General features: G+C 45.7%; 25 protein-coding genes, 1 pseudogene and 1 riboswitch. Of the genes and pseudogenes, 18 read left to right on the forward strand and 8 right to left on the reverse strand.

Annotated features, from left to right (window positions below; all coding sequences use genetic code 11):
• Positions 1-23: 23 nt before the first annotated feature.
• On the forward strand, positions 24-812 hold the full coding sequence (locus EPH95_RS15060) for a 2-keto-4-pentenoate hydratase (RefSeq protein WP_142091635.1): 789 nt from the start codon (positions 24-26) through the stop codon (positions 810-812).
• Between the two features lie 27 nt (positions 813-839).
• Positions 840-1,040, forward strand: a complete 201-nt coding sequence (locus tag EPH95_RS15065) for a 4-oxalocrotonate tautomerase (protein ID WP_405127393.1) — start codon at positions 840-842, stop codon at positions 1,038-1,040.
• Between the two features lie 43 nt (positions 1,041-1,083).
• Here the strand turns inward: EPH95_RS15065 and EPH95_RS15070 are convergent, their stop codons facing one another.
• Entirely contained in the window at positions 1,084-1,977 is an 894-nt protein-coding gene (locus EPH95_RS15070; protein ID WP_160141798.1) for a LysR family transcriptional regulator, read from the reverse strand.
• A gap of 375 nt (positions 1,978-2,352) precedes the next feature.
• Here EPH95_RS15070 and EPH95_RS15075 point away from each other — a divergent pair, with 375 nt between their 5' ends.
• The 6 genes from EPH95_RS15075 to EPH95_RS15100 are packed head-to-tail and all read left to right on the forward strand — an operon-like array spanning position 2,353 to position 7,567.
• Entirely contained in the window at positions 2,353-3,630 is a 1,278-nt protein-coding gene (locus EPH95_RS15075) for an aromatic ring-hydroxylating oxygenase subunit alpha (protein WP_142090857.1), read from the forward strand.
• Positions 3,627-4,115: an aromatic-ring-hydroxylating dioxygenase subunit beta gene (locus tag EPH95_RS15080; RefSeq protein WP_142090858.1), complete on the forward strand. Its 489-nt coding sequence runs from the start codon at positions 3,627-3,629 to the stop codon at positions 4,113-4,115. The genes EPH95_RS15075 and EPH95_RS15080 overlap by 4 nt, the downstream gene beginning before the upstream one ends.
• Before the next feature lie 33 nt (positions 4,116-4,148).
• Positions 4,149-5,177, forward strand: a complete 1,029-nt coding sequence (locus EPH95_RS15085; RefSeq protein WP_142090859.1) for an NAD(P)/FAD-dependent oxidoreductase — start codon at positions 4,149-4,151, stop codon at positions 5,175-5,177.
• A 59-nt stretch (positions 5,178-5,236) separates the two neighbouring features.
• The gene (locus EPH95_RS15090) at positions 5,237-6,247 is read left to right on the forward strand and encodes a VOC family protein (RefSeq protein WP_142090860.1); all 1,011 of its coding nucleotides are present in this window, start codon (positions 5,237-5,239) and stop codon (positions 6,245-6,247) included.
• A gap of 53 nt (positions 6,248-6,300) precedes the next feature.
• Positions 6,301-7,305: an amidohydrolase family protein gene (locus EPH95_RS15095; protein WP_142091636.1), complete on the forward strand. Its 1,005-nt coding sequence runs from the start codon at positions 6,301-6,303 to the stop codon at positions 7,303-7,305.
• A gap of 28 nt (positions 7,306-7,333) precedes the next feature.
• Positions 7,334-7,567: a ferredoxin family protein gene (locus tag EPH95_RS15100; protein WP_142090861.1), complete on the forward strand. Its 234-nt coding sequence runs from the start codon at positions 7,334-7,336 to the stop codon at positions 7,565-7,567.
• 256 nt (positions 7,568-7,823) lie between these two features.
• Here EPH95_RS15100 and tnpC read toward each other — a convergent pair.
• From tnpC to tnpA, 3 genes and pseudogenes are all read right to left on the reverse strand, one after another.
• A pseudogene (gene tnpC, locus EPH95_RS15105) lies at positions 7,824-9,406 on the reverse strand (IS66 family transposase).
• 62 nt (positions 9,407-9,468) lie between these two features.
• Complete coding sequence (gene tnpB, locus EPH95_RS15110; RefSeq protein WP_142087553.1) at positions 9,469-9,822, reverse strand: IS66 family insertion sequence element accessory protein TnpB; 354 nt, start codon at positions 9,820-9,822, stop codon at positions 9,469-9,471.
• Entirely contained in the window at positions 9,816-10,166 is a 351-nt protein-coding gene (gene tnpA / locus EPH95_RS15115) for an IS66 family insertion sequence element accessory protein TnpA (RefSeq protein ID WP_227003902.1), read from the reverse strand. The genes tnpB and tnpA overlap by 7 nt, the downstream gene beginning before the upstream one ends.
• Positions 10,167-10,204: 38 nt before the next feature.
• Between tnpA and EPH95_RS15120 the strand changes: the two genes are divergently transcribed.
• Complete coding sequence (locus EPH95_RS15120) at positions 10,205-11,296, forward strand: diaminopropionate ammonia-lyase (protein WP_142090862.1); 1,092 nt, start codon at positions 10,205-10,207, stop codon at positions 11,294-11,296.
• 29 nt (positions 11,297-11,325) lie between these two features.
• On the opposite strand, the gene bshB2 is transcribed toward EPH95_RS15120, so the two are convergent.
• Positions 11,326-11,985 carry a bacillithiol biosynthesis deacetylase BshB2 gene (gene bshB2, locus EPH95_RS15125; protein WP_142090863.1) on the reverse strand — a complete coding sequence of 220 codons (660 nt, stop codon included), beginning with the start codon at positions 11,983-11,985 and terminating at the stop codon, positions 11,326-11,328.
• A 14-nt stretch (positions 11,986-11,999) separates the two neighbouring features.
• Positions 12,000-12,350, reverse strand: a complete 351-nt coding sequence (locus EPH95_RS15130) for a YojF family protein (protein WP_142090864.1) — start codon at positions 12,348-12,350, stop codon at positions 12,000-12,002.
• Positions 12,351-12,537: 187 nt separating this feature from the next.
• Here EPH95_RS15130 and EPH95_RS15135 point away from each other — a divergent pair, with 187 nt between their 5' ends.
• The 8 genes from EPH95_RS15135 (at position 12,538) to EPH95_RS15170 (ending at position 22,698) form a co-directional block, all read left to right on the forward strand.
• Positions 12,538-15,804: an MMPL family transporter gene (locus tag EPH95_RS15135; protein WP_142090865.1), complete on the forward strand. Its 3,267-nt coding sequence runs from the start codon at positions 12,538-12,540 to the stop codon at positions 15,802-15,804.
• An 84-nt stretch (positions 15,805-15,888) separates the two neighbouring features.
• Positions 15,889-16,650: a sulfite exporter TauE/SafE family protein gene (locus EPH95_RS15140; RefSeq protein ID WP_142090866.1), complete on the forward strand. Its 762-nt coding sequence runs from the start codon at positions 15,889-15,891 to the stop codon at positions 16,648-16,650.
• A gap of 118 nt (positions 16,651-16,768) precedes the next feature.
• Positions 16,769-17,674 (forward strand): manganese catalase family protein, encoded by a 906-nt coding sequence (locus tag EPH95_RS15145; protein WP_142090867.1) that lies wholly within the window; start codon positions 16,769-16,771, stop codon positions 17,672-17,674.
• 135 nt (positions 17,675-17,809) lie between these two features.
• Positions 17,810-19,087, forward strand: coding sequence for a CYP152 family fatty-acid peroxygenase CypC (locus EPH95_RS15150; RefSeq protein ID WP_142090868.1), 1,278 nt, complete (start codon positions 17,810-17,812; stop codon positions 19,085-19,087).
• Between the two features lie 326 nt (positions 19,088-19,413).
• Positions 19,414-19,806: a DnaA N-terminal domain-containing protein gene (locus EPH95_RS15155; RefSeq protein ID WP_142090869.1), complete on the forward strand. Its 393-nt coding sequence runs from the start codon at positions 19,414-19,416 to the stop codon at positions 19,804-19,806.
• A 27-nt stretch (positions 19,807-19,833) separates the two neighbouring features.
• Positions 19,834-20,805: an LLM class flavin-dependent oxidoreductase gene (locus EPH95_RS15160; protein ID WP_142090870.1), complete on the forward strand. Its 972-nt coding sequence runs from the start codon at positions 19,834-19,836 to the stop codon at positions 20,803-20,805.
• 56 nt (positions 20,806-20,861) lie between these two features.
• A riboswitch (SAM riboswitch) is annotated at positions 20,862-20,949 on the forward strand.
• Positions 20,950-21,048: 99 nt separating this feature from the next.
• On the forward strand, positions 21,049-22,158 hold the full coding sequence (locus EPH95_RS15165; RefSeq protein WP_142090871.1) for a 5-methyltetrahydropteroyltriglutamate--homocysteine S-methyltransferase: 1,110 nt from the start codon (positions 21,049-21,051) through the stop codon (positions 22,156-22,158).
• A gap of 117 nt (positions 22,159-22,275) precedes the next feature.
• Positions 22,276-22,698 (forward strand): PaaI family thioesterase, encoded by a 423-nt coding sequence (locus tag EPH95_RS15170; RefSeq protein WP_142090872.1) that lies wholly within the window; start codon positions 22,276-22,278, stop codon positions 22,696-22,698.
• Here EPH95_RS15170 and EPH95_RS15175 read toward each other — a convergent pair whose 3' ends face one another.
• Positions 22,699-24,165 carry an amidase family protein gene (locus tag EPH95_RS15175; protein ID WP_227003935.1) on the reverse strand — a complete coding sequence of 489 codons (1,467 nt, stop codon included), beginning with the start codon at positions 24,163-24,165 and terminating at the stop codon, positions 22,699-22,701.
• A 140-nt stretch (positions 24,166-24,305) separates the two neighbouring features.
• Positions 24,306-24,683 carry a DUF1516 family protein gene (locus EPH95_RS15180; protein ID WP_142090873.1) on the reverse strand — a complete coding sequence of 126 codons (378 nt, stop codon included), beginning with the start codon at positions 24,681-24,683 and terminating at the stop codon, positions 24,306-24,308.
• 138 nt (positions 24,684-24,821) lie between these two features.
• Here EPH95_RS15180 and EPH95_RS15185 point away from each other — a divergent pair, with 138 nt between their 5' ends.
• Complete coding sequence (locus tag EPH95_RS15185; protein ID WP_227003936.1) at positions 24,822-25,736, forward strand: transporter substrate-binding domain-containing protein; 915 nt, start codon at positions 24,822-24,824, stop codon at positions 25,734-25,736.
• The last annotated feature ends 42 nt before the right edge of the window (positions 25,737-25,778 follow it).

Genomic DNA, 25,778 nt, shown 5'->3' on the forward strand with positions numbered 1-25,778 from the left:
ATACGATGGAGGAAGAAGCGACCATGGACAAAGATCGAGTGAAAGCTCTGGCCGACTATGTGCATAACGCCGAAAAAGAAAAGCGTGAAATCAGAAAAATTACGGCGGAATTATACCCGGAATTAACAATTGAAGAAGCGTATGTCGTTCAAGAAGAACTTGTGCGGCAAAAACTAGAGGCAGGCTATAATATTGTTGGTCCGAAAATGGGAATAACCAGCGAGGCCAAAATGAAACAAATGAATGTGGACAACCCAATCTACGGATATGTTTTCGACAATATGGTTGTCGAAGAGGGAGATGCCATTTCCATATCCGATTACATCCATCCGAAAATAGAGCCGGAAATCGGATTTATTTTAGGAAGAGATTTGGAAGGGCCAGGGGTAACCACCCTTGACGTGTTACGGGCGACGGAATATGTATTCCCTGCCATTGAAATTATTGACAGTCGATATGAGAACTTCAATTTTACGTTGCCGGATGTTGTAGCAGATAATACGTCTGCAGCAGGGGCCGTATTTGGCACGTATTTAAGAAAACCGGAAGAATTGGAACTGGATGTCGTCGGAGTAACATTATCTTTAAACGGTGAAATTCAATCCTTGGGTGCCGGTGCTGCTGTATTGGGACATCCGGCGAAGTCGGTGGCAAGCCTTGCAAATATGTTAAGCGAAAAGGGAGAAAAAGTAGAAGCAGGAAAACCCATTTTAACAGGTGGAGTGACCGCTGCAGTCAAACTAACAGCCGGCGATTTTGTGAATGTAAAATACGGCGGATTAGGCAATGTTTCCTTTTTTGTTAAAGAGTAATCGGGATAGGCTTGTTGATCCAAGGAGGTGGACGATTTGCCACTTATAAATGTGCAAATCATGGAAGGAAGAGAGCCTGAACAAATTGAATCACTGATGGAAAATATCACGAATAGCGTTAGTGAATCATTAGGCTCCCCGAAAGAAAATGTACGTGTTGTCGTAAACGAGGTTCCGAAAACACATTGGGCGATCGGCGGGACAAGTGCGAAAAAATTAGGCAAATGAAAAACGTCTAGTGGACGGTCTCTTATCTAAAGAAGAACCGTCCCTAGTTTTCCTCAGGAATTTCTGAATATTTGTGATTGATGATGGAATAAATAATTTTTTTAGCTAGTTGATTGATGCGGGAATTCTTACGGTATTGGACATAGACATGGTTTGGGATGCTGGAAATTTCGTTTATTTGCCGTATTTTCACCTCCGCATTATACCGTTCATCAATGCCCAGTTTGGGGATAATACCAATGCCTATATCGTTTGCAACCGCTTTTAAAAGCATTTCATTATTATCGACATCAATGCGTGTGACATTTTTTACGCCAATCAATTGTTGATCAATCAATTTCCACAGTGCCGAGTTCCGCCGGAAGCTTAAAATCGTTTCCTCATTTAGGTCCTCCAAAAGAAGTGTCTGCTTCTGAGTCAAATAGTGATTGGATGGGAGAACAACCACTAGGTTGTTATCAAATAGATATTCGGAAATAATGTCCGGGTTATTCGGCGAGTTTTCTCTTGCGAAGATAATGTCAATTTCTCCTAAGATCACGCTCTCACTTAAACTAACGGAATCATATCCCTCCACAACTTGAATATCGATCGCCCCGATTGATTTGATCGTTTTTAATAGTTCAGTAATAAAAGAATACGAATATCCGGGAGAAAACCCAACTTTTATGACTGGTTCTTTCACGATATGCTGTATTTCCTTTGAATATTGAATGTATAACAAAATATTTTTGGCGTAATCCATAAACATATGGCCTTCTTTTGTTAAATAGATTTCATGTCCGAACCTGTTAAAAAGCTCAATCTCCAAAATATCTTCCAAAGCTTTGATCCGTGAAGTAACGGTAGGCTGTGTAACAACAAGGGCGTCTGCAGCCTTGGAATAGCTCTTGTAATCGGCAACAGTAAGAAACGTTTGCAGTTGGCTTTCGTTCATATTAGTTGTCACCTCATTAAGTAGTGAAAACGCATTCATTCAATAGTAAGGGATACAACACTTCTTTATTATCTTTATTATAAACGATGGAAAGCAAGTTAAAAAGTTTATCGTTCCTACATAAGCAACAAAAAACGAATGTATGAATTTTTTTTTGGAATTAATCGCAAAACGAAAAGATATTCAATTGGTAATATAAATGATAACGCTTTTACAATGAAGATATGAAGTTAATAAAACATTAACAAGACAGGGAGTGATAGGTGCTGGATGATGTAAGTGCTTATGCACTCTTCGAGTGGAAGGAAAGACAAAATAAATGAACATTGAAAGCGCCATCAGATTAAGGAATATCATTAATTGGAGGGGATATCCATGACAGAGATTATAAGAGATAATCCGGAAAAAAATGAATTTCTCGTTAACCGAAGTGTTTTCACAGACAGAGAAATGTTGGCAAGGGAACGCGCGGAAATTTTCAATAAATGCTGGTTGTTTATTGGCCATGAAACAGAAGTGCCGGGAAAAGGGGATTTCAAACGGAAAAAGGTGGGCGGCCGCAATTTAGTGCTCGTTCATAGCCAAGACGACGAAATTCGAGCCCTATACAATACTTGTCCGCACCGAGGCGCTTTAGTTTGCCGTGAAAACGAAGGCAATTCCAGAGTTTTTCGTTGCTTCTACCATGCCTGGAGTTTTACCAATGATGGGAAGTTGGCAGGGATGCCAGGAAGTGATGGCTTTCCGGACGATTTTAATGACGAAGGCACTAAGGACATGAAAGCGGTTAATAGAGTGGAAAGTTACCGCGGTTTTATTTTCGTGAATTTTGACGATAATGCAGTCTCCTTAGAAGAGTATTTAGCGGGTGCAAAAGAATATATTGACCTGATCGCGGATCAATCTGAATACGGGCTGGAAGCATTAGGTGGCGTGCAGGAATATAGCGTAAGGACAAACTGGAAGTTGCTCGCTGAAAACAGTGTCGATTTATATCATGGCATGCCGACACACAAGACGTATTTCGACATTAAGCAAGACCAAGACCCTGACCTCAAGAAAGTTAAATTGGAAGGCGAAGGCAAAGACTTAGGCAACGGCCATGCGGTTATGGAATATGTGGCTCCGTGGGGGAGACCGATTGCCCAGTGGACACCTATATGGAGCGAAGATTTAAAGCAGGACATGGAGGATATGAAGGCCGAATTGACGGAACGGTTTGGCGAAGAACGGGCCAATCGTATCGCTAACTGGAACCGAAATATCGTGATTTTCCCAAATCTGATCATTAATGACATCATGGCTATCACGGCCAGAACGTTCTACCCTACTTCTCCGGGGTATATTGAAGTATCCGGTTATTCCTTGGCTCCTAAAGCAGAAAATGAAGAACATCGACTTGCCAGAAACAATAACTTCTTGGAATTCTTAGGCCCAGGCGGGTTTGCCACCCCGGATGACAACGAAGCATTGGAATTAGCCCAAGAGGCATACACCAATAATCTCGAAGTGCAATGGAATGACGTTTCCAAAGGGATGGTAAGAGGTGAAGGAAACGCCAAGGCAACAGATGAACTTCAAATGAGAGCTTTCTGGAGACAATACGACAAAGTAATACAAGAATCGTTTAACAAGGAGGTTGCCTACAAATGACGGTCACTACTGTAACACGTCAAGATGTTGTAGATTTCCTTTATACGGAAGCGAAAATATTGGATGAGTGGAGATTAAAGGAATGGGCAGATTTGTTTACGGACGACGGGACCTATCTCATACCACCCATTGGTGAACCTGATGCCGATCCCTTAACATCTCTATTTTATGCTCATGATAATCGTTCGCGACTCCAGGAACGAGCGGAAAGGCTTTTAAAGAAAGAGGCGCATGTGGAATTTCCGCATTCAACGACTCTGCGAAACTATCATAATATTATCGTTAACAATCTGGAATCAGACGTAATCTCGGTAGAGTTAAACTTTACGGCCCACCGAACGAAACGTGAGGTCATGGACACATTTATCGGGAAAGCTTATTACGATCTTGTTCTACAGAATAATGAACTCGCCATCCAACACAAAAAGGTGATCTTGCAGCTTGATAGTCTACGGCCGCATGGAAAGATCAGCTTAATCCTATAATTGTGACCGGTAACTTAGAAAGGCGGTGGAACGATGATCAATGAGGAAGAGATTTATGATATGACGATTGTTGGCGGAGGTCCGGTAGGCATGTTCACCGCATTTTATGCAGGAATGCGGCAAGCCAGCGTCAAGATTATTGAAAGTTTACCAGAATTAGGCGGTCAACTGGGTGCATTGTACCCGGACAAATACGTGTATGATGTCGCCGGACTTCCCAAGATAAAAGGCAGTGATTTAGTTGACGGGCTAGAGGAACAAATGCAGCATTTTGATACGGATGTTTGTTTGAATGAAGAAGTGGTCGAGGTTACAAAAGAAGACGACATATTCGTCATAAGAACAAACCAACAAACCCATTACTCCCGTACCATTATCATAACTGCCGGCAATGGCGCGTTTAAACCAAGGCCGATGAAATTGGAAAACGAGCATCTTTTTGAAGATAAAAACCTCCATTACAGCATTAAAAACCTCAATGCTTTCAAAGATCGGGATGTCGTTGTTTTTGGTGGCGGGGATTCAGCTGTCGATTGGGCGCTAATGCTTGAAGAAACTGCTTCCAGTGTCACCATTGTTCATCGAAGAGAACAATTTAGAGCACACGATTACAGCGTAAAAAAGTTGCAAGAATCGACTGTCAATGTGTTAACGCCATTTAAGCCAACTGAAATCGTGGGAGAAAGCAATGTTGAATCCATCAAGTTACAACAATTAAAAGCCGATTTGGAAATAGAATTGGAAGCGGATGACTTTATCGTTAATTACGGGTTTATCTCGAACTTAGGCCCGATTAATGATTGGGGCTTGGATATAGAGAAAAATTGCATTTGCGTCAACCAAAAGGCTGAGACGAATATTCCGGGGATTTATGCTGTCGGTGATATTTCCACTTATGAAGGCAAAGTACAATTAATGGCTACCGGCTTCGGAGATGCTCCGATTGCTGTGAGTAACGCCAAAGTATTTATTGATCCGAAACAATCCCTAACCACGGCCCACAGCACGACAATCATGGAGAGAGAGAACAAGAAAAAGAAGAAAAAAACAGTCATAGGCTAGGGGATTAATCTCTGCTGTGACTGACAAAAAACGGATAATGTAGCTTGGAGGTTACCATTATGTCAAAGGCTGCTGAAGAAATTATTAGTAAAGATACAGCACAGGAAAGATTGGAATCGTATTTAAGAACCGTTGCCCACATCGGCCATGTAGAAATCAGCGTGAATAATTTTGAGAAATCATTGTGGTTTTTTACAGAAGTGATGGGGCTAGTATTGTCGGAAATTGAAGAGGATCGTGCTTATTTAAGGGCGTGGCAAGATTTTGACCACCACACGTTGGTGTTAAAAGCCGCCGATACGTCGGAAGTCAATCGTGTTGGCTGGCGCGTAAGTTCGAAAGAATCTCTCTATCTGTTTGAAAAAGTGTTAAAGGAAATGAACATTGCGTTCAGCTGGGTCGAAGGTGGAGAAAAGAAAGCTTTAGGCGACAGCATTCATTTCAAATCTCCGTCAGGTGTACCGATTGAATTATATTGGGAGAAAGAATTATTTGTTACAGAAGACCCGAATTTAAAATCAGAATTACCAAGCCACCCGAGCAAGTTTCGATCCAAAGGCGTGTCCCCTCGTCGTTTTGACCATGTCAATGTCATGGTGGATGACGTACAAAAAGAACAGCAATGGTGGACCGATTTTCTAGGGATCCATCATCGGTATTACATTAAGAACGGGGAAGATGTGCGCCTTGGTTCATGGTTAAGCAGAACAAATATTGCCCATGAAATTGCATTTATGAGAAATTCCAATCAAAATGGAGCAGCTTTTCATCATTTGGCGTATTACCTTGATTCCGGCGATGAACTTATTCGAGCGGCGAACATAATGGCGGAAGAAGGCATAAAAATTGAATGGGGACCCGGGAAGCACGGAACAAGCGGTGCACAGTTCATTTATGTGTTTGAACCCTCCGGCCACCGCGTAGAAATTTGGACAGGCGGTCTCTTAATCTTTTCCCCGGATTGGCAAGCGGTTGAATGGGACTCTGATGTCGGTGAATTAGGTCTGGAAATGTGGGGAAGCACACCGCCTGAAACGTATTTTACGTATGGAGTGCAAATGGGAGAGTAAACAGTAAATCTTTCATACTATGACTACTAGGAGCGTTAGTTGTGGAACGAACTTTGCGAGTGGATTTTCATACGCATATTATTTCAGAGGATTTCCTGAATTTAGCTGAGAAATACGGGGATGACCGTTGGCCTGTCCTGGAGAAAACGTGTAGTTGCGGTGCCAACATCATGATCAAAGGAAATAAATTTAGAGAGATCACAAATCATGCCTGGGATACTAACGAACGATTGAAAGATATGGACAAAGAAGGCATAGACATTCAAGTGTTGTCCCCGATACCGGTAACATTCACTTATTGGTCAGAAGCTGAACAAGGGCTGGAAATGGCGAAATTCCAAAATGATTTTATTGCATCAGCAGTAAATGAGCAGCCGGATCGATTTATCGGTCTAGGCACGGTTCCTTTACAAGATGTTGATCTGGCAATAAAAGAAATGGAACGAGCCATTACGGAATTAGGGTTAAAAGGCCTTGAAATCGGAAGCAACGTGAACGGCAAAAACCTGGATGATGAATTATTGGATCGCTTCTTCCAAGCTGCACATGAATGGGAGGTCCCGTTATTTGTTCATCCCTGGGCAACATTGGGGAGAGAACGATTTCCACGGCATAATTTCATGTACATGGTCGGAATGCCTTCCGAAACAGCCTTAGCAGCTGGAAGTATCATTATGAGCGGAATGTTGGATAAATATCCGAATTTGAAAATATGTTTTGCCCACGGTGGAGGTTCCCTGCCATATTTGCTTCCGCGAATGGATCAAGGCTGGAACGTTTGGCCAGATATCAGAAAGACGGAAAAACCACCGAGTCATTACGTGCGATCTCTTTATTATGATTCACTTGTTTACGATGAAAATAATCTGCAATTTATGATCGACCGTTTTGGAGCTGACCGAATTATTGCCGGTTCGGACTACCCGTTTTTATTACGTGAAGTTCCATCCGGAAAAGTGGTCGATACATTAACAACATTGAGTGCCGAGGAGAAAGAAAACATCCACGGTCTGAATGCATTAGACTTTTTAAATGTAGATAAGGCTCAATATGAGTAGTCTTTGAACGATAGATTGGAGGATTACTATGGCTTATGTCATCATGGATGCATGCCAAGATGAAAAATCCGGCGAATGCGTAACGATTTGCCCGGTTGATTGTATTGAAGAAGGGTCGGATCAATATTATATTGATCCGGATGCGTGTATTGATTGCGGGGCGTGTGTTGCTGCTTGCCCAGTCAGTGCAATCGTCGATGAAAATGACTTGCCGGCCGAACAAGAAGGACAGCTGGAAAAAGCGGAAGCCTTTTTCGGATAGCGCCTATACTATGAATCCCCTCAACCGAGGGGATTTTTATATGTTACTTTGTTCGAAACGTTCGTGGTTTTCTTTTTTAGATAAAATACGATAAGCTCTTCAGTAGACTTAAAAGGGGGTTGGGAAAATGAAGTATATTTCATGGACAGGGAATAAGCATAGGCAGAGTCATTCGGTATGCAATGAAATAATAAGCGAGGAAGCGTAAGCGTCAAATAATCCCCACCTAATAACAGGCGGGGATGTCATGTATGCTTTATTTAGATTGATTAGGGACGAAACATTCTTGCGGGAGTGTTTTGGACCATGGCAGAAGTTGAGCCAATTGCGCTTGATCTGTTGTATCCATATTGGGAAGTTCCTCAAACAAATAGCTAAGGTAGTGGAATGGATTCAATCCGTTTTCCTTGGCTGTCTCCACAATACTATAGATCATCGCACTGGATTTTGCTCCCTTTGCGGTGTTGCTAAACAGCCAATTTTTCCTCCCCATCACAAACGGCTTGATGGATCGTTCGGCTCGATTGTTATCGATCTCCAATCGGCCATCCTCTAAAAATGCCTCTAAACGCTCCCATTGGTTACGACAATATTTAATCGCCTTGCCAAGCGCACTTTTTGGTAATACATGTGGCGTTTGTTCTTGAAGCCATGCCAAAAAAGCCTCCAGTACGGGCTGGCTGCGTTCCAAACGCTTTTCATAGCGTTCTTGTGGACTTGCGTCCTTTAAATGGCGTTCAATGTCAAAAAGCTGATTGCAGAAGGCCAAACCTTCTTTCGCTTTCACAGACGTCGTGGCTGCGGATTCAGGCAATGCCTGCAGCGCTTCCGTGAATTTACGACGCGCATGCGCCCAACAGCCGACCAAACGGACATGGGGAAGGCCATTGTATCCTGCGTAACCATCGACATGCAGGTAGCCCTGAAAGCCATCCAGGAATCGGCGGGGATGCTTATTCGCCCGGGTCTGCTGATAATCGTACAGCACCATGGGCACATCGGCTTGTCCGGAGCGAAACAGCCACATATAGGACTTCGATGTTGCCGATCGTTCCGGTTCGGATAACACTTGTAAGGTTGTCTCATCCGCGTGTAAGGCATCCAGCTCTAATAGTTGGGCATGCATTTCGTTGTAAATCAGCTCGAGCCACGTGTTGGCACCGGACATCATCCAATTGGCCAGAGTCTGGCGGGGGATAGATACACCGAAACGTTCCAGGTGTTTCTCTTGCCGATACAAGGGCATGCCTTCCACATATTTCTGGGTCATGGCATGAGCCACGGCGGATGGAGAGGCTAAGCTTCCCGGAAATGCCGGTTCCGGCATCTTCGCTGTCACGATAGGCGTTTCGATGTCATGGCGTTCACAATGGCGGCAGCCATAGACATGGCGGACGTGCTCCACGACTTTCACTTGCGCTGGAATGACCTTTAATTCTTTTCGCACGTCCGTACTCATATCGTGTAGGGCTCCGCCACAACACGAACAGACCTGCTCCTCATCGGATAAATGATAGTCCATCGTTTCCGTCGGCAGGTTTTCGAGCTTTTGTTCGCGTTGGCCACGCTGTTTCTTGCGTTTATATGTAACCGTTTCGACCGTTGATTCTTCAACCGTCGGGGTGGATGTACCTTCGACCTCATTGAAAAGAGAGAGCTGGTCTTCATCGGTCTTCTCACTGGAAGATCCGAATCTGCGTTGTTGGCTTAGGCGAAATTGTTCTTCGTACCATTGGACTTTAGCCTCCAACGCCTCTTTTTCCAGCTCAAGCTTTTCATTTTGCGCTCGATAATATGCAATTGATGGGTTTGATGATTGCGCTGTATGTGCCATACCATAAGTATACGGAAAAGCATCCAACTTGCCCAGTCGAATGCCCGTATTTCTAAATTTCAATGTTCTATAGAATGGTACGCGCTTTGACCTCCCGATGGGCCTGCCTCTGCTCGATGGGCAAACCATCCAGCAGCCACCGAAGTTGGCGCGGACTGATGGTCATGGGTGCCGTTTCTGTTTCCGATGGCCAATGGAATGTGCCATTTTCCAACCTGCGGTAATGGAGCCAAAAGCCGTTGTGCTCCCACTGCAGGATTTTCAACTTGTCACGTTTCCGATTACAAAACACGAACAGACAAGGGGAAAAAGGATCGAGATCAAAGCATTGTTGGACAATAACGGCCAGACCGTCGATCGATTTGCGAAGATCCGTGTTTCCCCGAGCCAGGTACACGCGCTCGAATGATACATTCAACATTGGCTTCGCAACACATGAATGATATCGGATAATAACCCAACATGGGCGCCCGGCCTTACTTCGACGGAGATGGCACCGTAGTGAATAAAGATAGGTTCCGATCCTCCGGAAGGTATAGGATCATCATCGTCGACTTGGACCGTCAGCCATTGGGTTGAATCCGGTTCCGATGATATCTTGTCATCCTTGAATCGCTGGACCCAATAATACATTTGATTGACGTTGATGTCCTGCTCACGACACCATTCGGCCACACGTTGTCCGCTTTCTTTCCAGGCATCATACCGAGCTTTCCACTCGATTCTCTTGTCTTTCAGCGTCATCACATAACCTCCCGCAATCATTTCTAAGGCGATTATGGCACGGATGACTTTTGATTCCTATGTGTATTCTATTTGACGCTTACGAGGAAGCGATGTACCGAGCGGCTGCTTTTCATAAAAGTGTGCCCGGGTATGCCGCCACCCCTTTATATGAAATGGAGGCGCTCGCATACAACCTAGGCATTGGTGGGCTTGTCGTAAAGGATGAAGGTGTAAGGTTTGAACAAGGATCTTTCAAAGTGTTGGGATCCACTTTTGCGTTGGCTGCTCATTTTTTCGAAAAAGTAGCGGATGGAACTTTAGACTTTTCCAGCGTAAAAAATATTGTGCAACAACGGCCTCCCCGGATATTCGCGACGGCGACAGACGGAAATCATGGAAGAGGATTAGCATGGACCGCTAAACTTTTCAACCAACATGCCAAGGTTTATTTGCCGAAAGGCGCTTCACGTAAGCGTCTGGAAATAGTGCAAGCTTTAGGTGCCGAAGCGGAGATTACCGACCGCAATTATGATTGTTCCGTGCAATTTGTTAAAGATAGAGCGGCAGAAGAAGATTGGATCGTCGCCCAGGACACGGCCTGGGAAGGTTATACAACATTCCCCAGCCGGATCATGCAGGGGTATTTAACGATTGTTGCGGAAGTTCTGGAACAAATTCAGGAAAAACGAAAACCGACACATTTGATCTTACAGGCAGGGGTGGGGTCGTTTGCAGGGGCGATCGCAGGGCTTTGTAAGCAAATATTTGGGGACGAGATAACCATTGTCATTGTTGAGCCGGCGAAGGCAGATTGTTTATACCAGTCTGCGTTAGCAGAGGATGGGCAAGCTCGTAAAACGAGCGGGGATCTTACCTCCGATATGAAAGGCCTCGCGTGCGGCGAAGTGAACCCGCTCGCTTGGGATATATTGAAAACGATCGCCGATGTATTTGTGACTTGCCCTGATTCCGTTGCCGTCAAGGGGATGCATCTGCTCGGCCAATCGATGGAAAATGACCCAAAGATCGTGGCTGGAGAAGCCGGTGCGGTTTCGCTAGGCTTGTTGAATGAAATCAGCAAAAATGAAGCGTTCGCAGCGTTAAAAGAATATATTGGTCTGAATGGGGACGCTCAGGTTCTTCTCGTGAATACGGAAAGCAAAACATAAAAAAGCACCGCGCCAAACACGGCCGGTGCTTATGTGTCATCTGCAAATTTGTATTTAAAGAAACGTTCGTTTTCCAGGCTCTCCGCAATTTCAGGGTCTCCATCTCGATAGTGCTTTTCCCGTTCGGCAAAGGTAGCACCGAATTGGGAATGGTGGGCCTGTAATGCCTGGAGCTTTTCCTTCATGTAATCTTTTACCGAGTAGACAACATCCGGGTTATCAAGAGTGATGGCAAGGGCGTAAAAGGTTGGCCTTGTCTCTTTTGGCATATCGGCAAGTGCTTCAACGACCGCTTCAGCCGTGGCGTTATGATCGGGGTGTACCGAATGCTCGGGATAAAAAGAAATGACAAGCGTTGGGTTTAGCTCTGCGACAAGTTCCTCCACCATGCCTTTGAGCACACCGGGAGCGAGGAATTCGATGGTTTTGTCTCGATACCCCATCATTCGTAAATCGGTGAGTCCCATTGCTTCCGCTGCTTCTTCCAATTCTTTTTTTCGTACGTCCGGAAGGGATTCACGTGTGGCAATCGGTGGATTTCCAATATTTCTTCCCATCTCTCCGAGGGTAAGGCAAGCATACGTGACCGGTGTTCCGTTGGCAATGTGGGCGGAGATGGTCCCGGAAACGCCGAATGCTTCATCATCGGGATGGGGGAAAATGACAAGTACGTGACGTTCTGTTTTCACCTAGATCAGCCCCTTTATTTTTTAAACGGTTGCTCGGAAAGTTCCAGCGTAACGGCAATTTTATCTTCATGGTTTAATCCGGCGAGAATGAGTTGGCCATTCTCGTTGAGCTCGAAATGTGTGAGTCCTTCTCCGTACACCCACCCAATATCCAGCTCCAAGCCGACGCGGTAAGGACCATCCCCGGTAATCTTTCCGTGTTTGTAATTAATGTGCGCGTTACGTATATAGGCGCCCGCCGAAAAGAAAGACTGGTCAAAATGAGACGCATAGGCACCGTTGGTCGTTTCTAAATGTAAATAAACATCTTTTCTGGCAAACGAATCTATTAATGTTTGCACACGGGTAACGGTAATAGGTTCCAAGATGAGCCCTCCATGAGTAAGACAATGAGTGATTAGTATTTCATCATTATATAGCGAATGTTGCTTTACGTTCAAGAAATGTGGCTCGTGAACACACCATCGAAAAGGGACCACGGGCGTTGCTATTTTTCTTTACGGGAAATTGGATATTCCTATACGATAAGGTAAGTGTGAGGTGAATAGCGACGTGTTACAGCGACTGACTGGAAAAACAGGTTTAATCATCTATCCGATTGTGTGGGCCCTTTTGGCTTCCGTTCTTTTTTTACTTGCCCCTGACATGGAAGATTTGGTTCGGGAAGAGGGGCAAGTGGAAATTCCCGAAGCCTATCCGACACAGCAATTCGAAGCATTGATCGAGGCGGACGGCGGGTTTTCAGGGGAAGAAGTGATTATAGCTTATTACGAAGAAGAAGGATTGTCGCGAGCACAAGCGGATGGCATCGAAGATGTGGTAGAAGCTTTAGAAGATGATTCCGGGGAGTTGCCGTTGTATGACATTGTCTCCCCTTTCGATGGCGAGCAACAGGAAGAACAGCTCGTAAGTGAAGAGGAAGAACTTTTCCTCGTGATGCTCGAAATGGACCTCGATGATGGCGAGTATGAAGCGTATCGCGGGATAATTGATGAAAATACGGAAGTAGAGGGGCTCGCGCATTATCAAACAGGAGCCCCGGTTATCGAAGAAGACTTGGATAATTCGACTCAGGAAGGGTTGGTTACCGCTCAATGGATTACGGTCGCTTTAGTGTTTATTGTTTTACTTAGCATCTTTCGGTCCCCGATCGCACCGATCCTACCTCTTTTTTTACTGGGGACTGCCTATATTTTTTCGATCGGTATCGTTGCTTTTCTCATAGAAGGCATCGGTTTTCCCGTATCCAATTATACGCAGATTTTTATTATGGCTGTCGTTTTCGGGGTAGGGACGGATTACTGTATTTTATTGATGCGGCGATTTCAGGAGGAAATGCCTAAAAGCGGGGAGGCCCATGATGCGATGTTGAGGACATTCCGAGCCTCGACAAAAACCGTGTTATATGGGGTGATCACCGGATTTATCGGTTTTGCAACGATTGGCTTCGCGGATTTTGACATTTATCAATCAGGGGTCGGCGTCGCGGTCGCGATGGTTGTCCTTGCAGTGGGGATATGGGCGTGGCTCCCCAGTATGATGAGCCTTGTCGGCAATAAGATGTTTTGGCCGAGCAAACCGAAACAAGAGCAGGAAAACAATTGGCTCTGGACGAAACTGGGGACGTTCTCGGTCTACCGGCCGGGATTCACCCTTGTGCTCGTGGCGATCATTCTGGTCCCTTTATTTTTTCTCTATGATAATGACGTTTCTTTTGACAATGTTGAAGAGATTCCAGGGGATTACGATTCGATTATGGCCTATGATTTGATCGCGGACACATTCGGGGAAGGCGATATTTTCTTTACAACTTTGGCTGTAGAAGCGCCGGAAGGCACATGGGAAAATGCAAATGCGCTACCCTATTTGGAAATGATGGCGCTCAATGTAGAAAAAGCGGAAGGTGTCGATGATGTTCGGACGATCACTCGGCCGGAGGGGGAGCGTACCGATGCAATTACGATTCCTGAACAAGCAGAAAAGCTGACTTCAAACCTGGAGGAAAGCATCGAAGGGCTGGAAGAAGTTTCAGAAGGCCATGAAGAAATGCTGTCAGGCATAGCAGAAGGAGCCGAGGAGCTGTCTGAAGCAGAGGAGGGCGTACAGGAACTAATCCAGGGAACAGATGAGGCGCTTAGTGGTGTGGAGGAATTGGAAGCAGGCCTAACGGAAATGGCCGGAGAGCTTGAGGAAGCGGAAGCTGAAGTATGGGAAGCTTATGAGGAAATCGAAGCATACCAAGATACGCTAAATAATATCGAAGATGCGGCACCCGGCATGGAAACAGTAGAAGAACAGTTGGAGAATGCAGAAACCGCCCGACAGGAAGCGTTGGCGGAGATTGCTGAACGGCAGGAACAATTGCAAAACGCGCGAGAAGCCGTTCAAGCGCTTGCTTTTGACCCTTCGGCTTTTGAAGAGGAGCTTGAGGGACGTTTGCAAGATTGGCGGACGTCGCTCGAAGAGCTAAATGATCAACTGGAAGAAGAGCCGCCGGAAGCAAATATCTCCGACACGGTGGAAGAAATGATCACCGGCATGGAAGAAGGCGAAGCCATTATAGCCGATGCTGTGGACACTCTGTATGAGGTCGAAGAGACGAGAGCGGAGATAGAAACGGAATTGGGAGATGCTCAGGAAGACTTGGCAGACATCGAGCAATTTCTCGCTCTGGATACACCGCTGGATGAGTTGGATGTTCCGTCGCCGGAGGGAATTGTACAAGAAGCTGAAAATGAGTTAACAGAGATTCAGGATCAAGTTCAAGCCCTGGCGGTCGGTATGGGAGAGGCCGTAGATGGCTTGGAAGCGATGCATGAAGGTGTAGAGGATTTGGATGATGGGCTCCAAGAACTTCAAGAAGGCCACGAAGCGTTATCGGAAGGATTAAATGAAGCAGAAGCAGGGCTTGATGAAATCGAGGAAGGGTTGCAGGAAGCTGATGAAGGTACGCTTGAAGTGATCGAAGGGCTTGAAAGCATGCAGTCGTTTACCGAGGATATGGCCGGGCAGCCTTCCCATCCACTCGAGGGTATATTTATATCCGACGAAATGATGGAAGATGATGATTTTGACGAGCTTTGGGATCACTATGCCACCCCTGATGAGCACGTGGTCTCCCTTGTTGAAGTGACGATGGAAGACGACCCTTATGGGTTCGAAGCGATCGAAACGGTGGAACGTATTGAAGATGTTGCTGCGTTTTCGCTTCAAGAAACCCCATTTGAAGACGCTACCATCTTAGCAGATGGCATTGCCGCCGAAAATAGAGATCTGAATGACATCACGACTGAAGACTTTATGACGACAGCGGCGATTATGCTGGCCGGCATTTTTCTTGCTTTGAGCGTTCTTTTTCGTTCGCTCATTATCCCCATGTACGTCCTTTTTTCATTAGTGGCCGCTTACTTTGGGGCAGCAGCGGTTACGGAATGGATATTCACGGATTTGGCAAATTATGATGGCCTGATGTGGGCAGTTCCATTCTTTGGATTTGTATTATTAATGGCACTGGGGGTTGATTACTCCATTTTTCTTCTTACACGTTTTAATGAAACACGGGAAGATGACCCGAATTTGAAAACGGCGATGATCGAAGGCATGAAAAAAGTCGGTGGAACAGTGTTATCAGCCGCCCTGATTTTAGGAGGGACATTTGCGTCCATGATGGCTTCCGGAGTGTTAACACTTATGCAAATCAGCACGCTCATCGTGTTGGGGCTGCTGTTTTATTCTTTCGTTCTGTTGCCGCTCTTTGTTCCGGCAGTCGCTACGCTTTTAGGGGAAAAGAACTGGTGGCCGTTCAAAAAACGAGCATGAGGTATGACGCCCATGTTCGCTTTTTCTTTACGGTTTTCATAATATGCTATAGTGGAAACATCTGGAGGCAAAAGAGGGTTTACGATGGATATCGATATATGGACCTATCCGGTTATTTTGGTTGTTGGACTAGTCGCGGGCATCATTAATACCGTTTCAGCAGGGGGTTCCTTACTTACGCTGCCGATGTTGATTTTTCTTGGCCTGCCGTCCGCAGAAGCAAATGGCACCAATCGTGTGGCCATCGTTGTTCAAACGATTATTGCGGTGCTGGCCTTCCGGCACAAAGGCCAATTGGAAAAAAAGGTAAGTGCAATGGTCATGGTACCGGCTGTGATTGGCTCTGTGTTGGGGGCATTTGCAGCTGTTGCCATCGGTGATGAACTTTTTCAACTTATTCTGGCGGTGACGATGGTTGTTACGATCATTTTTATTGCATGGGACCCGACAAAAAGACCGGGGTCTGAACATAAATTATCCATATCAAGGAAACTGTTAGGATTACTTATCTTTTTTGCGATTGGTTTTTACGGCGGATTTATTCAAGTAGGAGCAGGGTTTTATATTGTCTTTACGGCTTTGCTCGTATTTCAATTATCTTTTATCCATGCCAATAGCGTCAAAATATTGGTCGGCGGCTCGTATGTGTTTGTTTCGCTGCTCATTTTTGGCATAAGCGGAGAAGTAAACTGGACGTTGGGATTACTGCTAGCCGGGGGGAATGCATGTGGCGCTTGGCTCGGCAGTCAAATTATTATGGGAAGCAAAACAAAACTGATTAAATGGATTCTTTTGTTCACCGTCCTCATTATGGCAGCAAGGCTTGTTTATGATGCACTTATATGAAAATTGTTACCGTAAGGAATTTATTGATAATAATAGGTTTGTTTTTCCATAAACAAGGGGAATGGGTTTACTGTGGTGGCATTTCACATCAATCACTATATCTATAGGAGGTATTCCTTTGTTTAAGCGAGTGGACAAGCTGCAAATCGACCTTCCTAGACCAGATCAACCAGATCCCGAAGCAGCAGGTGTTGTGCAGGAACTGTTGGGCGGTAGATTCGGTGAAATGTCAACGTTGAATAACTATATGTTTCAGTCGTTTAATTTTAGATCCAAGAAAAAGTTACGGCCATTTTATGAGCTTATCGCCAATATTACGGCTGAGGAAATCGGTCACGTGGAGTTAGTGTCGAATACGATCAATCTAAATCTTGATGGTTCTGTTGGGAATGGCAGTACCAATCCGGACGATACACCACTTGCTCCGGTAATGGGTTATGAAAACAAGTTTAATTTTATTTTAGGTGGACAAAACGCGATACCGGCTGATTCTGCCGGAAAAGCTTGGACTGGGGATAACGTGTTTTCCAGCGGCAACTTAGTCAATGATCTGCTGCATAACTTCTATCTGGAGTGCGGGGCACGCACACATAAAATGCGTGTCTATCAAATGACGGACAATGAAACTGCTCGTGAGCTTGCAGGTTATTTGCTCGTACGCGGAGGTGTCCATGCAGTTGCTTATGCGAAAGCGCTGGAAGAAATTACAGGTGTGAACATGATGAAAATGTTGCCTGTCCCCGATTTGGATAACTCAAAATATGACCATGCCAGAAAATACGAAGAAAAAGGAACCCACCGAAAGCTATTCCGTTTTAGCGACGACGATTACAAATTGCTCGACCGCATCTGGAATGGACCGACACCGGTTGGACCGCCAGGCGAGCTTGAAGTCGTCGACGGCCTTCCCGAAGGTGGTGAAATTCCGGATCTTGAACATGTTCCGGAAGAATTTGCTCCGGGATTTGACGAAGAACAATTCCGGGAGTTATCAAAACGTCTCCAGTATGAAGCGGGTATGTAATTGCAAAAATAGAGAAGAAGAGGAGAGGCCTTTTGTGGTCTCTCCTTAATTATGTATGTTGAATTTTTTGCCATGAAGCAGAAAACGCATGTTTTTCCCTTCCGTTGAAAAAATAATCGTGGAGGAGGCATAACAATGACGAGAGCGACGAAGCAAATCCCAAAAGAAAAAGGGTTGGACCAGTCGTTAACATTATTGAATGAAGGGTACCGATACATTCCAAACAGGCGGCGGAATCAGCAATCCGATATCATACAAACGCGCCTTCTAGGTAAAAAAGCGATTCTCATTAGCGGTGAAGAAGCGGCGCGGCTTTTTTATGACGAGAATTATTTTAAGCGGGAAGGTGTGGCACCACGGCGGATCCGAAAATCTTTGTTCGGTGAACATGGTGTGCAAGGATTGGATGATGAAGAGCATAAACATCGAAAGCTGATGTTTTTGTCGTTAATGACACCGGAACGTTTGGAAGAGATTAAGAAAATAACGATGCAGCAGTGGAAAAAGAAGATCGATGAATGGAAGGAAAGAGACCGGGTTGTTTTATTTTATGAAGCGGAAGAAGTCATGTGTCGCGCTGCATGTGAATGGGCAGGCATTGATTTGTCGGAAGAAGAAGTCGGACAACGGGCACGGGAATTTGGACAAATGATCGATGCCTTTGGAGGAGTGGGAGAACGAAACCGTCGCGGCAAGAGAGCGAGGGATAGTTCGGAAAAATGGATACAAAAGATAGTCAAACAAATTCGCGCCAATAAACAAAAACCTGCTGAAAATACAGCTGCCTATATTATTTCTTTTCATCGCGATCATAAAGGAAAACGTTTGGATACCCATACGGCCGCTGTTGAAATCATTAATGTGCTAAGGCCGATTGTCGCGATTGGCCGTTATGTTGTTTTCGGGGCGCTTGCGGTACATGATCACCCGGAAACATTACCTAAATTACGTGCCGGAGATGACACATATACGACAATGTTTGTACAGGAAATTCGAAGATATTATCCATTTACACCATTGTTGGGGGCGATTGCTCGCAAAGATTTTCATTGGAAAGGATATCCCTTTACAAAGGATACGCTTGTTATGCTTGATGTTCACGGGATTAACCATCGCGCGGATTTATGGGAGGATCCTGATGTATTCATGCCCGAACGTTTCAAGGAATGGGAAGGGAGTCCGTTTGCATTTGTTCCACAAGGGGGAGGGGACCATTACATGGGGCACCGTTGTGCCGGCGAATGGATTACGGTGATGCTTATGCAAACAAGCTTGGAGTTTTTAACCAATCATATCACGTATGACGTCCCTGAGCAGGATCTAAGCTACAGCATGGTGCGCATGCCAACGATTCCGAAAAGCCGTTTTGTCATTCGTGATGTGGAAGAGCGGGAAAAATTGGCAGAAGTGTGATGACCTTCGTCATAAGTTCGGACAATTTACTTGGTTTCTTTTGCAAAAGTGTCCGAGGTTTATCTCACTTCGGACACTGTGCTTGCTGATACATACAAAACTGTCCGAACTATTTATAAGCTCGGACAATCTGATCGGGGATTACTGTGAAATTGTCCGAGATTTCCATTGTCGCGAGTCTACACAGGCCAATAGCAAGTTTACATTCAATCATAGGAACATTAAATATGCTAGAATGAATGAATAGTTCCAAAGCGATGTAGCATTGAGGAGCTGAAATTGTAAAGAACGATGCCTTAGGTTTACTTTCTAAAAAATGGAGGCGCATGATGGCTAACGAACACGTTTGGAGGGAGGTTTTGGCAGTCTTGGAATTAAAAATTTCCAAGCCGGCTTTTCAAACATGGTTGGAAGGTACGAGGCTAGAGATCACAAATCACGTGTGGACGATTAAGGCAGCGAATGCTTTTGCTGCGGAGTGGTTGGAAACGCGTTACGAAAAAGTGATTGCCAATGCGATCAAGTCTGTGCACGGGGATAACCCAAATATAGAGTTCAGTTACGATGAACGGAAAGAGGAAACGCCGGTTGGCGCTACCGGACCGGATGAGCGACGAGTTACGGTAGGTCGTCTTCGATTCATGGAAGAAGAAATAACGGATATGAAAAAACAAATCCATCGCTTGGAGAAGGAACTGGCTGCAATTAAAAATGATTAACGGAAATGTCAGGGAGCGGGATCAACGATGAAGCTAGGAATCTTGGAGCAAATGCCTACTCCTAAAGGCAAGACAGCAGAAGATACCGTCAAGGAAACGATCTCCCTGGCTCAATATGCGGAACAACTGGGATACAAACGCTTTTGGTTTGCCGAACATCACGCGACGAAGGGGATGGCATCGAGTGCTCCGGAAATAATGATGGCAGCCGTGGCAAGCCGTACGAAACAAATGCATGTAGGAAGCGGCGGGATCTTGCTCCCGCAGTACAGCCCCTATAAAGTTGCTGCCCAGCTCCTGCAATTACAAGCGCTTTTTCCGGGGAGAATTGAAGCAGGCGTGGGCCGTTCTCCCGGAGGGGGCGAAAGGGTTCGCTCTGCGCTGGCTGATGGAAAAGAAAACCAATTAAGCGCATATCCGGAAAAGCTGGAAACCCTCGTCCGGTATGTGCATGGACAACAATCAAATGGGGTGCGGGCCACGCCACGGACAAGCACACCTCCCTCTATCTACTCCTTGGGCCTTGGGGAAAACAGTGCAGAAGTCGCGGCCCGTCTCGGGGTTGGATATGTATACGGGCATTTTATCGAACCCACTCGCGGACAAGCCGCCCATCAGATTTACCGCCAACAGTTTGCCCCCGGAAATTTAAATGCCCCGCACGCGTTAACAGCCATCTTTGTCATTTGCGGAGCGTCGGATGCGCACGCGGAAGAGCTGGCAACGAGCCAAGATATGTGGCTGTTGCGAACGGAAAAGGGGTTGGACAGCCGTGTGCCTAGTGTGGAAGAGGCGAAAGCGGCCAAAAAAACCGAAAGGGACCAACAAAAAATACAGGAAAATCGCAGACGGATGATTATCGGTGGCCCTGAGACGGTTCGAAAACAATTATGCTACTTATCGGATCTCTATCACAATGACGAATGGTTGATCTTGACGAATATCCATGACTTTCATGAAAAACGTCGGTCATTCGAACGCCTTATCTCTCTTTTTTAAGCTTTGCAAATGGCGAAAAATTTGATAGACTATTATTCAGAACAAAATACTCAGGTTTCTTATAAAGAGAAGCAGAGGGACTGGCCCAACGACGCTTCAGCAACCCCACGATAGTGGAAGGTGCTAACGCCAGGAAGATAAGAGGATCGCGAGTACAGCCCTCTTTTCTTCGGAAGAGAGGGCTTATTTTTTTAGCAGGTAAGACCTGTATAAGTTTTCTAAAAAAAAGGAGTCAGGAGAGAGATGTCAATATCATTAACGCACGCGCCTTATCGTGCAGACCATGTCGGAAGCATTTTGCGTACCGAACGATTGAAGAAAGCGAGAGAAGATCGTTCAACCGGTGCCATTACGGCGGAACAATTGCGCGAGGTTGAAGATGAAGAGATCCGTGCGATTGTGGAAAAACAAAAAGAAGCGGGTCTCACGGCCATTACCGATGGGGAATTTCGCCGAGCGTGGTGGCACCTGGATTTTTTGGAAGGGTTTGACGGGGTAGAAGGATACGAACCGGAACATGGTTACAAATTTCGAGGAGTGGAAACGAAGGCTTGGCTTGTACGGATTAACGGGGAGTTGGATTTTCCGGACAACCATCCGTTCCTCGAGCATTTTCGGCACTTAAAAAGCCTTGTTGGCGAGGACTACGTGGCTAAGCAAACCATTCCGAGTCCGAGTATGCTCTATGCGGACGAGCATTTTGTGCCGGGTGTTTATGACGACCGGTCCCAATTCAGAAAAGATCTCGCTGCCGCTTATAAAAAAGCTGTTCATGCGTTTTATGACGCAGGTTGCCGTTATTTGCAACTCGATGACGTGGGATGGGCCCATATACTGCCAACCGAGGACGATACGGAAGAGCAAAGAGAGGAAAAACACAACAAACAACAATGGTTTAAGGAGATCATTAATGAAGCATTGTCCGATCGTCCGGATGACTTAACAGTGACAATGCACATTTGCCGCGGAAACTTTCGTTCCACGTGGATCAGAACCGGCAGCTATGATCCGGTCGCGAAAACGGTCTTTCAGGAAGTTGGCGTCGATGGTCTTTTCCTGGAATATGATGATGAACGTTCCGGTACCTTCGAAGCTTTACAGTATGTCAACCGTACTGATTTGAAAATTGTACTTGGGATTGTAACTTCAAAAACAGGTAAACTTGAAGATAAAGAGGCATTGAAAAGCCGCATTCAGGAAGCTGAAAAGTACGTACCACTTGAACAGCTGGCGCTCAGTCCGCAATGTGGTTTTGCTTCCACTGAAGAAGGCAACATTTTATCGGAAGAAGCGCAATGGGCAAAACTTCGTCATGTCAAGGAAGTCGCGGATGAAGTTTGGGGCGAAAGCTAAAGAGCAAGGAGGGGAGGGCTGATCTATTAAGGGATCGGCCCTTTCCATTTGCCGCATATAGGCGTTTTACTGCTATTGTGCTAAAATGAATGAATACTTATTCAGGAGATGATGGCCATGGAACAACACACCCGAAACGTAGAAGAACAATTACAAGCATTTAGCGAAGGATCATTGATAGCTTTACTGGACATTACCTTCGTGGAGGCGACTCAAGATCGTCTTGTCCTGCAGATGCCGGTGCAGCCAAAAACGCATCAGCCTGCCGGTATTCTTCATGGCGGCGCTTCTGTTGTTCTCGCGGAAACGGCAGCATCCTTGGGGACTGCGCTCAATATTGACCAAGAAACAAAAATCCCGGTTGGTCTCGAGATTAACGCGAACCACGTTCGCAGTAAACAGGATGGCGTGGTGACAGCAACAGCCACTCCTTTACATAAAGGAAAGACAACGATGATCTGGGAGATTAAAATCGTCGATGAAGACGATAAGTTAGTCTGTGTTTCACGTTGCACGATGGCTGTATTGGATAAAAAATAATTATGGTTGCTGCGTTATGTCCGGTTTTTTTCTTAGCATCGTTGCCTGTTCATAGGCAAAAGCAATCTGAAATAATGTTTCTTCCGAAAAAGCATTGCCGGTCAATGTAATTCCGAAAGGCCGGCCGTTTTCTTTGTAGCCCGCGGGAACGGTAATGGACGGCAGTCCGGCGCGGGCGGCCACGTCATAACTGCTTGAGCTTGGAAAGAGAACGGCGTCCAACGCTTGGTCTTGCAACACATTATCCAGGCTTTGTGGGTCATCCAATCCTTCGTCCCGTAGTTTCTGAACGAGATAGCTCGCATTGGACAAACTGTTTTCCACCGACGTTCGGACTCTAAGGCGATCATAGCCATATTTATGCAAGTGGGAATGATCCTCATAGGATTGTAAAAATTCATCAAAGGAATAAAAACCGGTGAAAGGATCCGCCCTGGCAAAGAAATTGTTCAGGGAATGCCGCGACTCATAGCTGACAACGGCATCGCCATCGCCGCGGTTAATCGCGGGTATGGACACTGAATCAACCAATGTCGCTCCCAAGTCCTTTAATCTGAGGACTGTTTCTTCATAAAGGGTAAGGTCTATTTGATCGCTCATGTTCGGTTGATAGTCACGAAAAATGCCGATGCGTTTTCCTTCTGCGCCATCCTTGCGAAGCGTGTCCACATAATTGGGTATTTTGAGCGGTTGTGTTTTCGTCTCTGCATCTTGAGAGTCCTTGCCCGCGATCACCCCTAAAAGATGTGCGGCATCCGCCACCGTTTGCGTCATCGGTCCGGCCGCGTCTTGTGCGTAAGACAAAGGGATAATGCCTGTCCGGCTGACAAGCCCAATGGTCGGTTTGACTGTCACAAGAGAATTGCGCGTCGCGGGGTTGAGCAAAGAGCCGGATGTATCCGTGCCAATGCTTACAGGGGCAAAATTTGCTGCAACCGCTGCCGCGCTCCCGGTACTCGAGCCACCAACGTCAAATTGCGTTCCGTATGGGCAAAGGACATACCCGCCCCTTGAGCTATAATTTTCCGGCATATTTGTGCCGATGCGATGGGCAAGTTCTGTCATGTTTGTCTTTCCGAGAATAATCGCGCCGGCATCCCGCAGTTGTTTGACGAGAAACGCGTCTTCGCGCGAGCGCCAATTTTCAAGCGCGATCGATCCTGCAGGCGTCGGCATCTTATCGGCCGTTCCGATATTTTCTTTTAAAAGAATCGGGATCCCATGTAATGCGCCTCTCCGACCATTTTGTGCACGTTCTTTATCCAGTGCCTCCGCGATGGGCAGGGCATCCGGGTTGATATCGGAGACAGCATTGATATAAGGACCATCCTGATCCCAAAGCGCGATACGGTTTAAATAGTACAGAACAAGGTTTTTCGCTGTAAGCTTTCCATCATCATAAGCTTGATGGATTTCGGCGATCGTCGTTTCTTCATGCCAATAATTAGCCATTAATGAGAATTGCATCGATGAACCTCCGGAGAGTTTTTGCTATATCCATATGGTGCCTTACATAGCAGTTGGGCATTCATGAAGATCGTGTTCGTCGAACTTGATCGTAATCTTCCGGTGATTGGCCGAACATTTTTATGACCTTGATTTCCTATTCAACCGCCTATTCCCAATGGGAGCATTAGTCCTAGAATAATGGTCGACCCCAGAAGGATGGCAAAAATAATCCAATGCATGCGGCCTAAATCCTCTTTCATTCGATGCATCAAGAAAATTTCCATGAACCCTACCGTCAGCAGCCCCGCCATTAGCTTCAGTAAACGTCCCACGGTTACAGGCATCAAGGGTAATAACAGGATGCCCGTTATAATCACGAGGAGATAGGAAAGCCGTAAGACCTGATGCGTAACGATTGCCGTTCTTTTGCGTGTTGTTCCATATAGATAATAGACCAGTGTGAAAAGAAACAAGGTAAATGCAATGGCAAGCAAATGAAAAGATGTAATCATTATTTTTTCCTTTCTCTTTTGCATCTTGGAAAACTATAACACTTGCTGTCTTTTTTAGTCGAATTGTTTTTTGATAATTGCTATATAAAGCAATTGTGGTATACTAACATAAATATTATTTTTTCAATATTTCAGAGAAAAGGAATAGGGGGCAAATAACGAATGAAGAAAAATTTCTGGTTATCCGGGATCTTGGGTGTTTCAATGTTGGCTGTTGCCGCGTGCGGTGCGGATGAAACCGAAGGGGATGCTGACGATATGGACGCAAACGGCGATGACAATGACGATGTCGAGGCGGAAGACGATGAAGAAGATGAGGATGCTGAAGATGAAACAGACGAAGATGATGGGGATGAAAACGGCGGAGATGCTTCTGTTGAAGGAGAGACATACACAGTTGCCACAGACAATAGTTTCGTCCCGTTTGCATTTGTAGATTTGGATACGGATGAGTTGACGGGATTTGATATTGATCTCATGGATGCCGTTTCCGAAGAAGCAGGTTTTGACGTTGAATATGAAACGGTTGATTTTAACGCGGCTTTATCGGGGATTCAAGCAGGGACTTATGATGCTTCGATTAACGCGATGTCCATTACAGAAGAACGTGAGGATTCGGTGGATTTTTCAGACCCGTATTACCCCGATTCCGGCATAATTTTAGCGGTTTCTGAAGAGGACGGGGATATTCAGTCCCTTGAAGATGCAGAGGCAGACGGCGCGACGGTAGGAACGGGGCAAGGTTCGACAAGCCAGGATTATTTAGAGGAGAATACGGACAATGTCGATATTGAACCGTACCCGGATGTTACAGAAGCCTACCAGGCCGTGATTGCAGGCCACGTGGATGCCGTATTATATGATGAACCGAATATTCTTTATTTCGTTGAGGAGCAAGCGCAAGGACAAATGTTCACCGTTGGGGAAAAGCTCACCGGGGAAGATTATGCCATTGGCATGCCGCAGGATCATGAACTTGTAGAGCCGATCAATGAAGCGTTGGAAACGCTGAGAGATGATGGCACGTACGATGATATTTTCGAAGAATGGTTCGGTGAGCGCCCCGAAGGCACATAAAGTGAAACTTCCTGTGCGTCGGAACCAATCGGAGGGATAAAA

It is taken from the genome of Salicibibacter halophilus, from assembly GCF_006740705.1.
GTDB classification, from domain to species: Bacteria; Bacillota; Bacilli; order Bacillales; family Marinococcaceae; genus Salicibibacter; species Salicibibacter halophilus.

Coding starts and splice junctions, on each gene's coding strand:
- EPH95_RS15060 (WP_142091635.1), top strand. CDS start 24: ATGGACAAAGATCGAGTGAAAGCTCTGGCCGACTATGTGCATAACGCC.
- EPH95_RS15085 (WP_142090859.1), top strand. CDS start 4,149: ATGATCAATGAGGAAGAGATTTATGATATGACGATTGTTGGCGGAGGT.
- EPH95_RS15090 (WP_142090860.1), top strand. CDS start 5,237: ATGTCAAAGGCTGCTGAAGAAATTATTAGTAAAGATACAGCACAGGAA.
- tnpA (WP_227003902.1), bottom strand. CDS start 10,166: ATGATTGCGGGAGGTTATGTGATGACGCTGAAAGACAAGAGAATCGAG.
- EPH95_RS15155 (WP_142090869.1), top strand. CDS start 19,414: ATGATGGCTAACGAACACGTTTGGAGGGAGGTTTTGGCAGTCTTGGAA.
- EPH95_RS15180 (WP_142090873.1), bottom strand. CDS start 24,683: ATGCAAAAGAGAAAGGAAAAAATAATGATTACATCTTTTCATTTGCTT.
- EPH95_RS15120 (WP_142090862.1), top strand. CDS start 10,205: ATGTGTATTCTATTTGACGCTTACGAGGAAGCGATGTACCGAGCGGCT.
- EPH95_RS15185 (WP_227003936.1), top strand. CDS start 24,822: ATGAAGAAAAATTTCTGGTTATCCGGGATCTTGGGTGTTTCAATGTTG.
- EPH95_RS15170 (WP_142090872.1), top strand. CDS start 22,276: ATGGAACAACACACCCGAAACGTAGAAGAACAATTACAAGCATTTAGC.
- EPH95_RS15080 (WP_142090858.1), top strand. CDS start 3,627: ATGACGGTCACTACTGTAACACGTCAAGATGTTGTAGATTTCCTTTAT.
- tnpB (WP_142087553.1), bottom strand. CDS start 9,822: ATGTTGAATGTATCATTCGAGCGCGTGTACCTGGCTCGGGGAAACACG.
- EPH95_RS15140 (WP_142090866.1), top strand. CDS start 15,889: ATGGATATCGATATATGGACCTATCCGGTTATTTTGGTTGTTGGACTA.
- EPH95_RS15070 (WP_160141798.1), bottom strand. CDS start 1,977: ATGAACGAAAGCCAACTGCAAACGTTTCTTACTGTTGCCGATTACAAG.
- EPH95_RS15165 (WP_142090871.1), top strand. CDS start 21,049: ATGTCAATATCATTAACGCACGCGCCTTATCGTGCAGACCATGTCGGA.
- EPH95_RS15100 (WP_142090861.1), top strand. CDS start 7,334: ATGGCTTATGTCATCATGGATGCATGCCAAGATGAAAAATCCGGCGAA.
- EPH95_RS15160 (WP_142090870.1), top strand. CDS start 19,834: ATGAAGCTAGGAATCTTGGAGCAAATGCCTACTCCTAAAGGCAAGACA.
- EPH95_RS15175 (WP_227003935.1), bottom strand. CDS start 24,165: ATGCAATTCTCATTAATGGCTAATTATTGGCATGAAGAAACGACGATC.
- EPH95_RS15075 (WP_142090857.1), top strand. CDS start 2,353: ATGACAGAGATTATAAGAGATAATCCGGAAAAAAATGAATTTCTCGTT.
- EPH95_RS15150 (WP_142090868.1), top strand. CDS start 17,810: ATGACGAGAGCGACGAAGCAAATCCCAAAAGAAAAAGGGTTGGACCAG.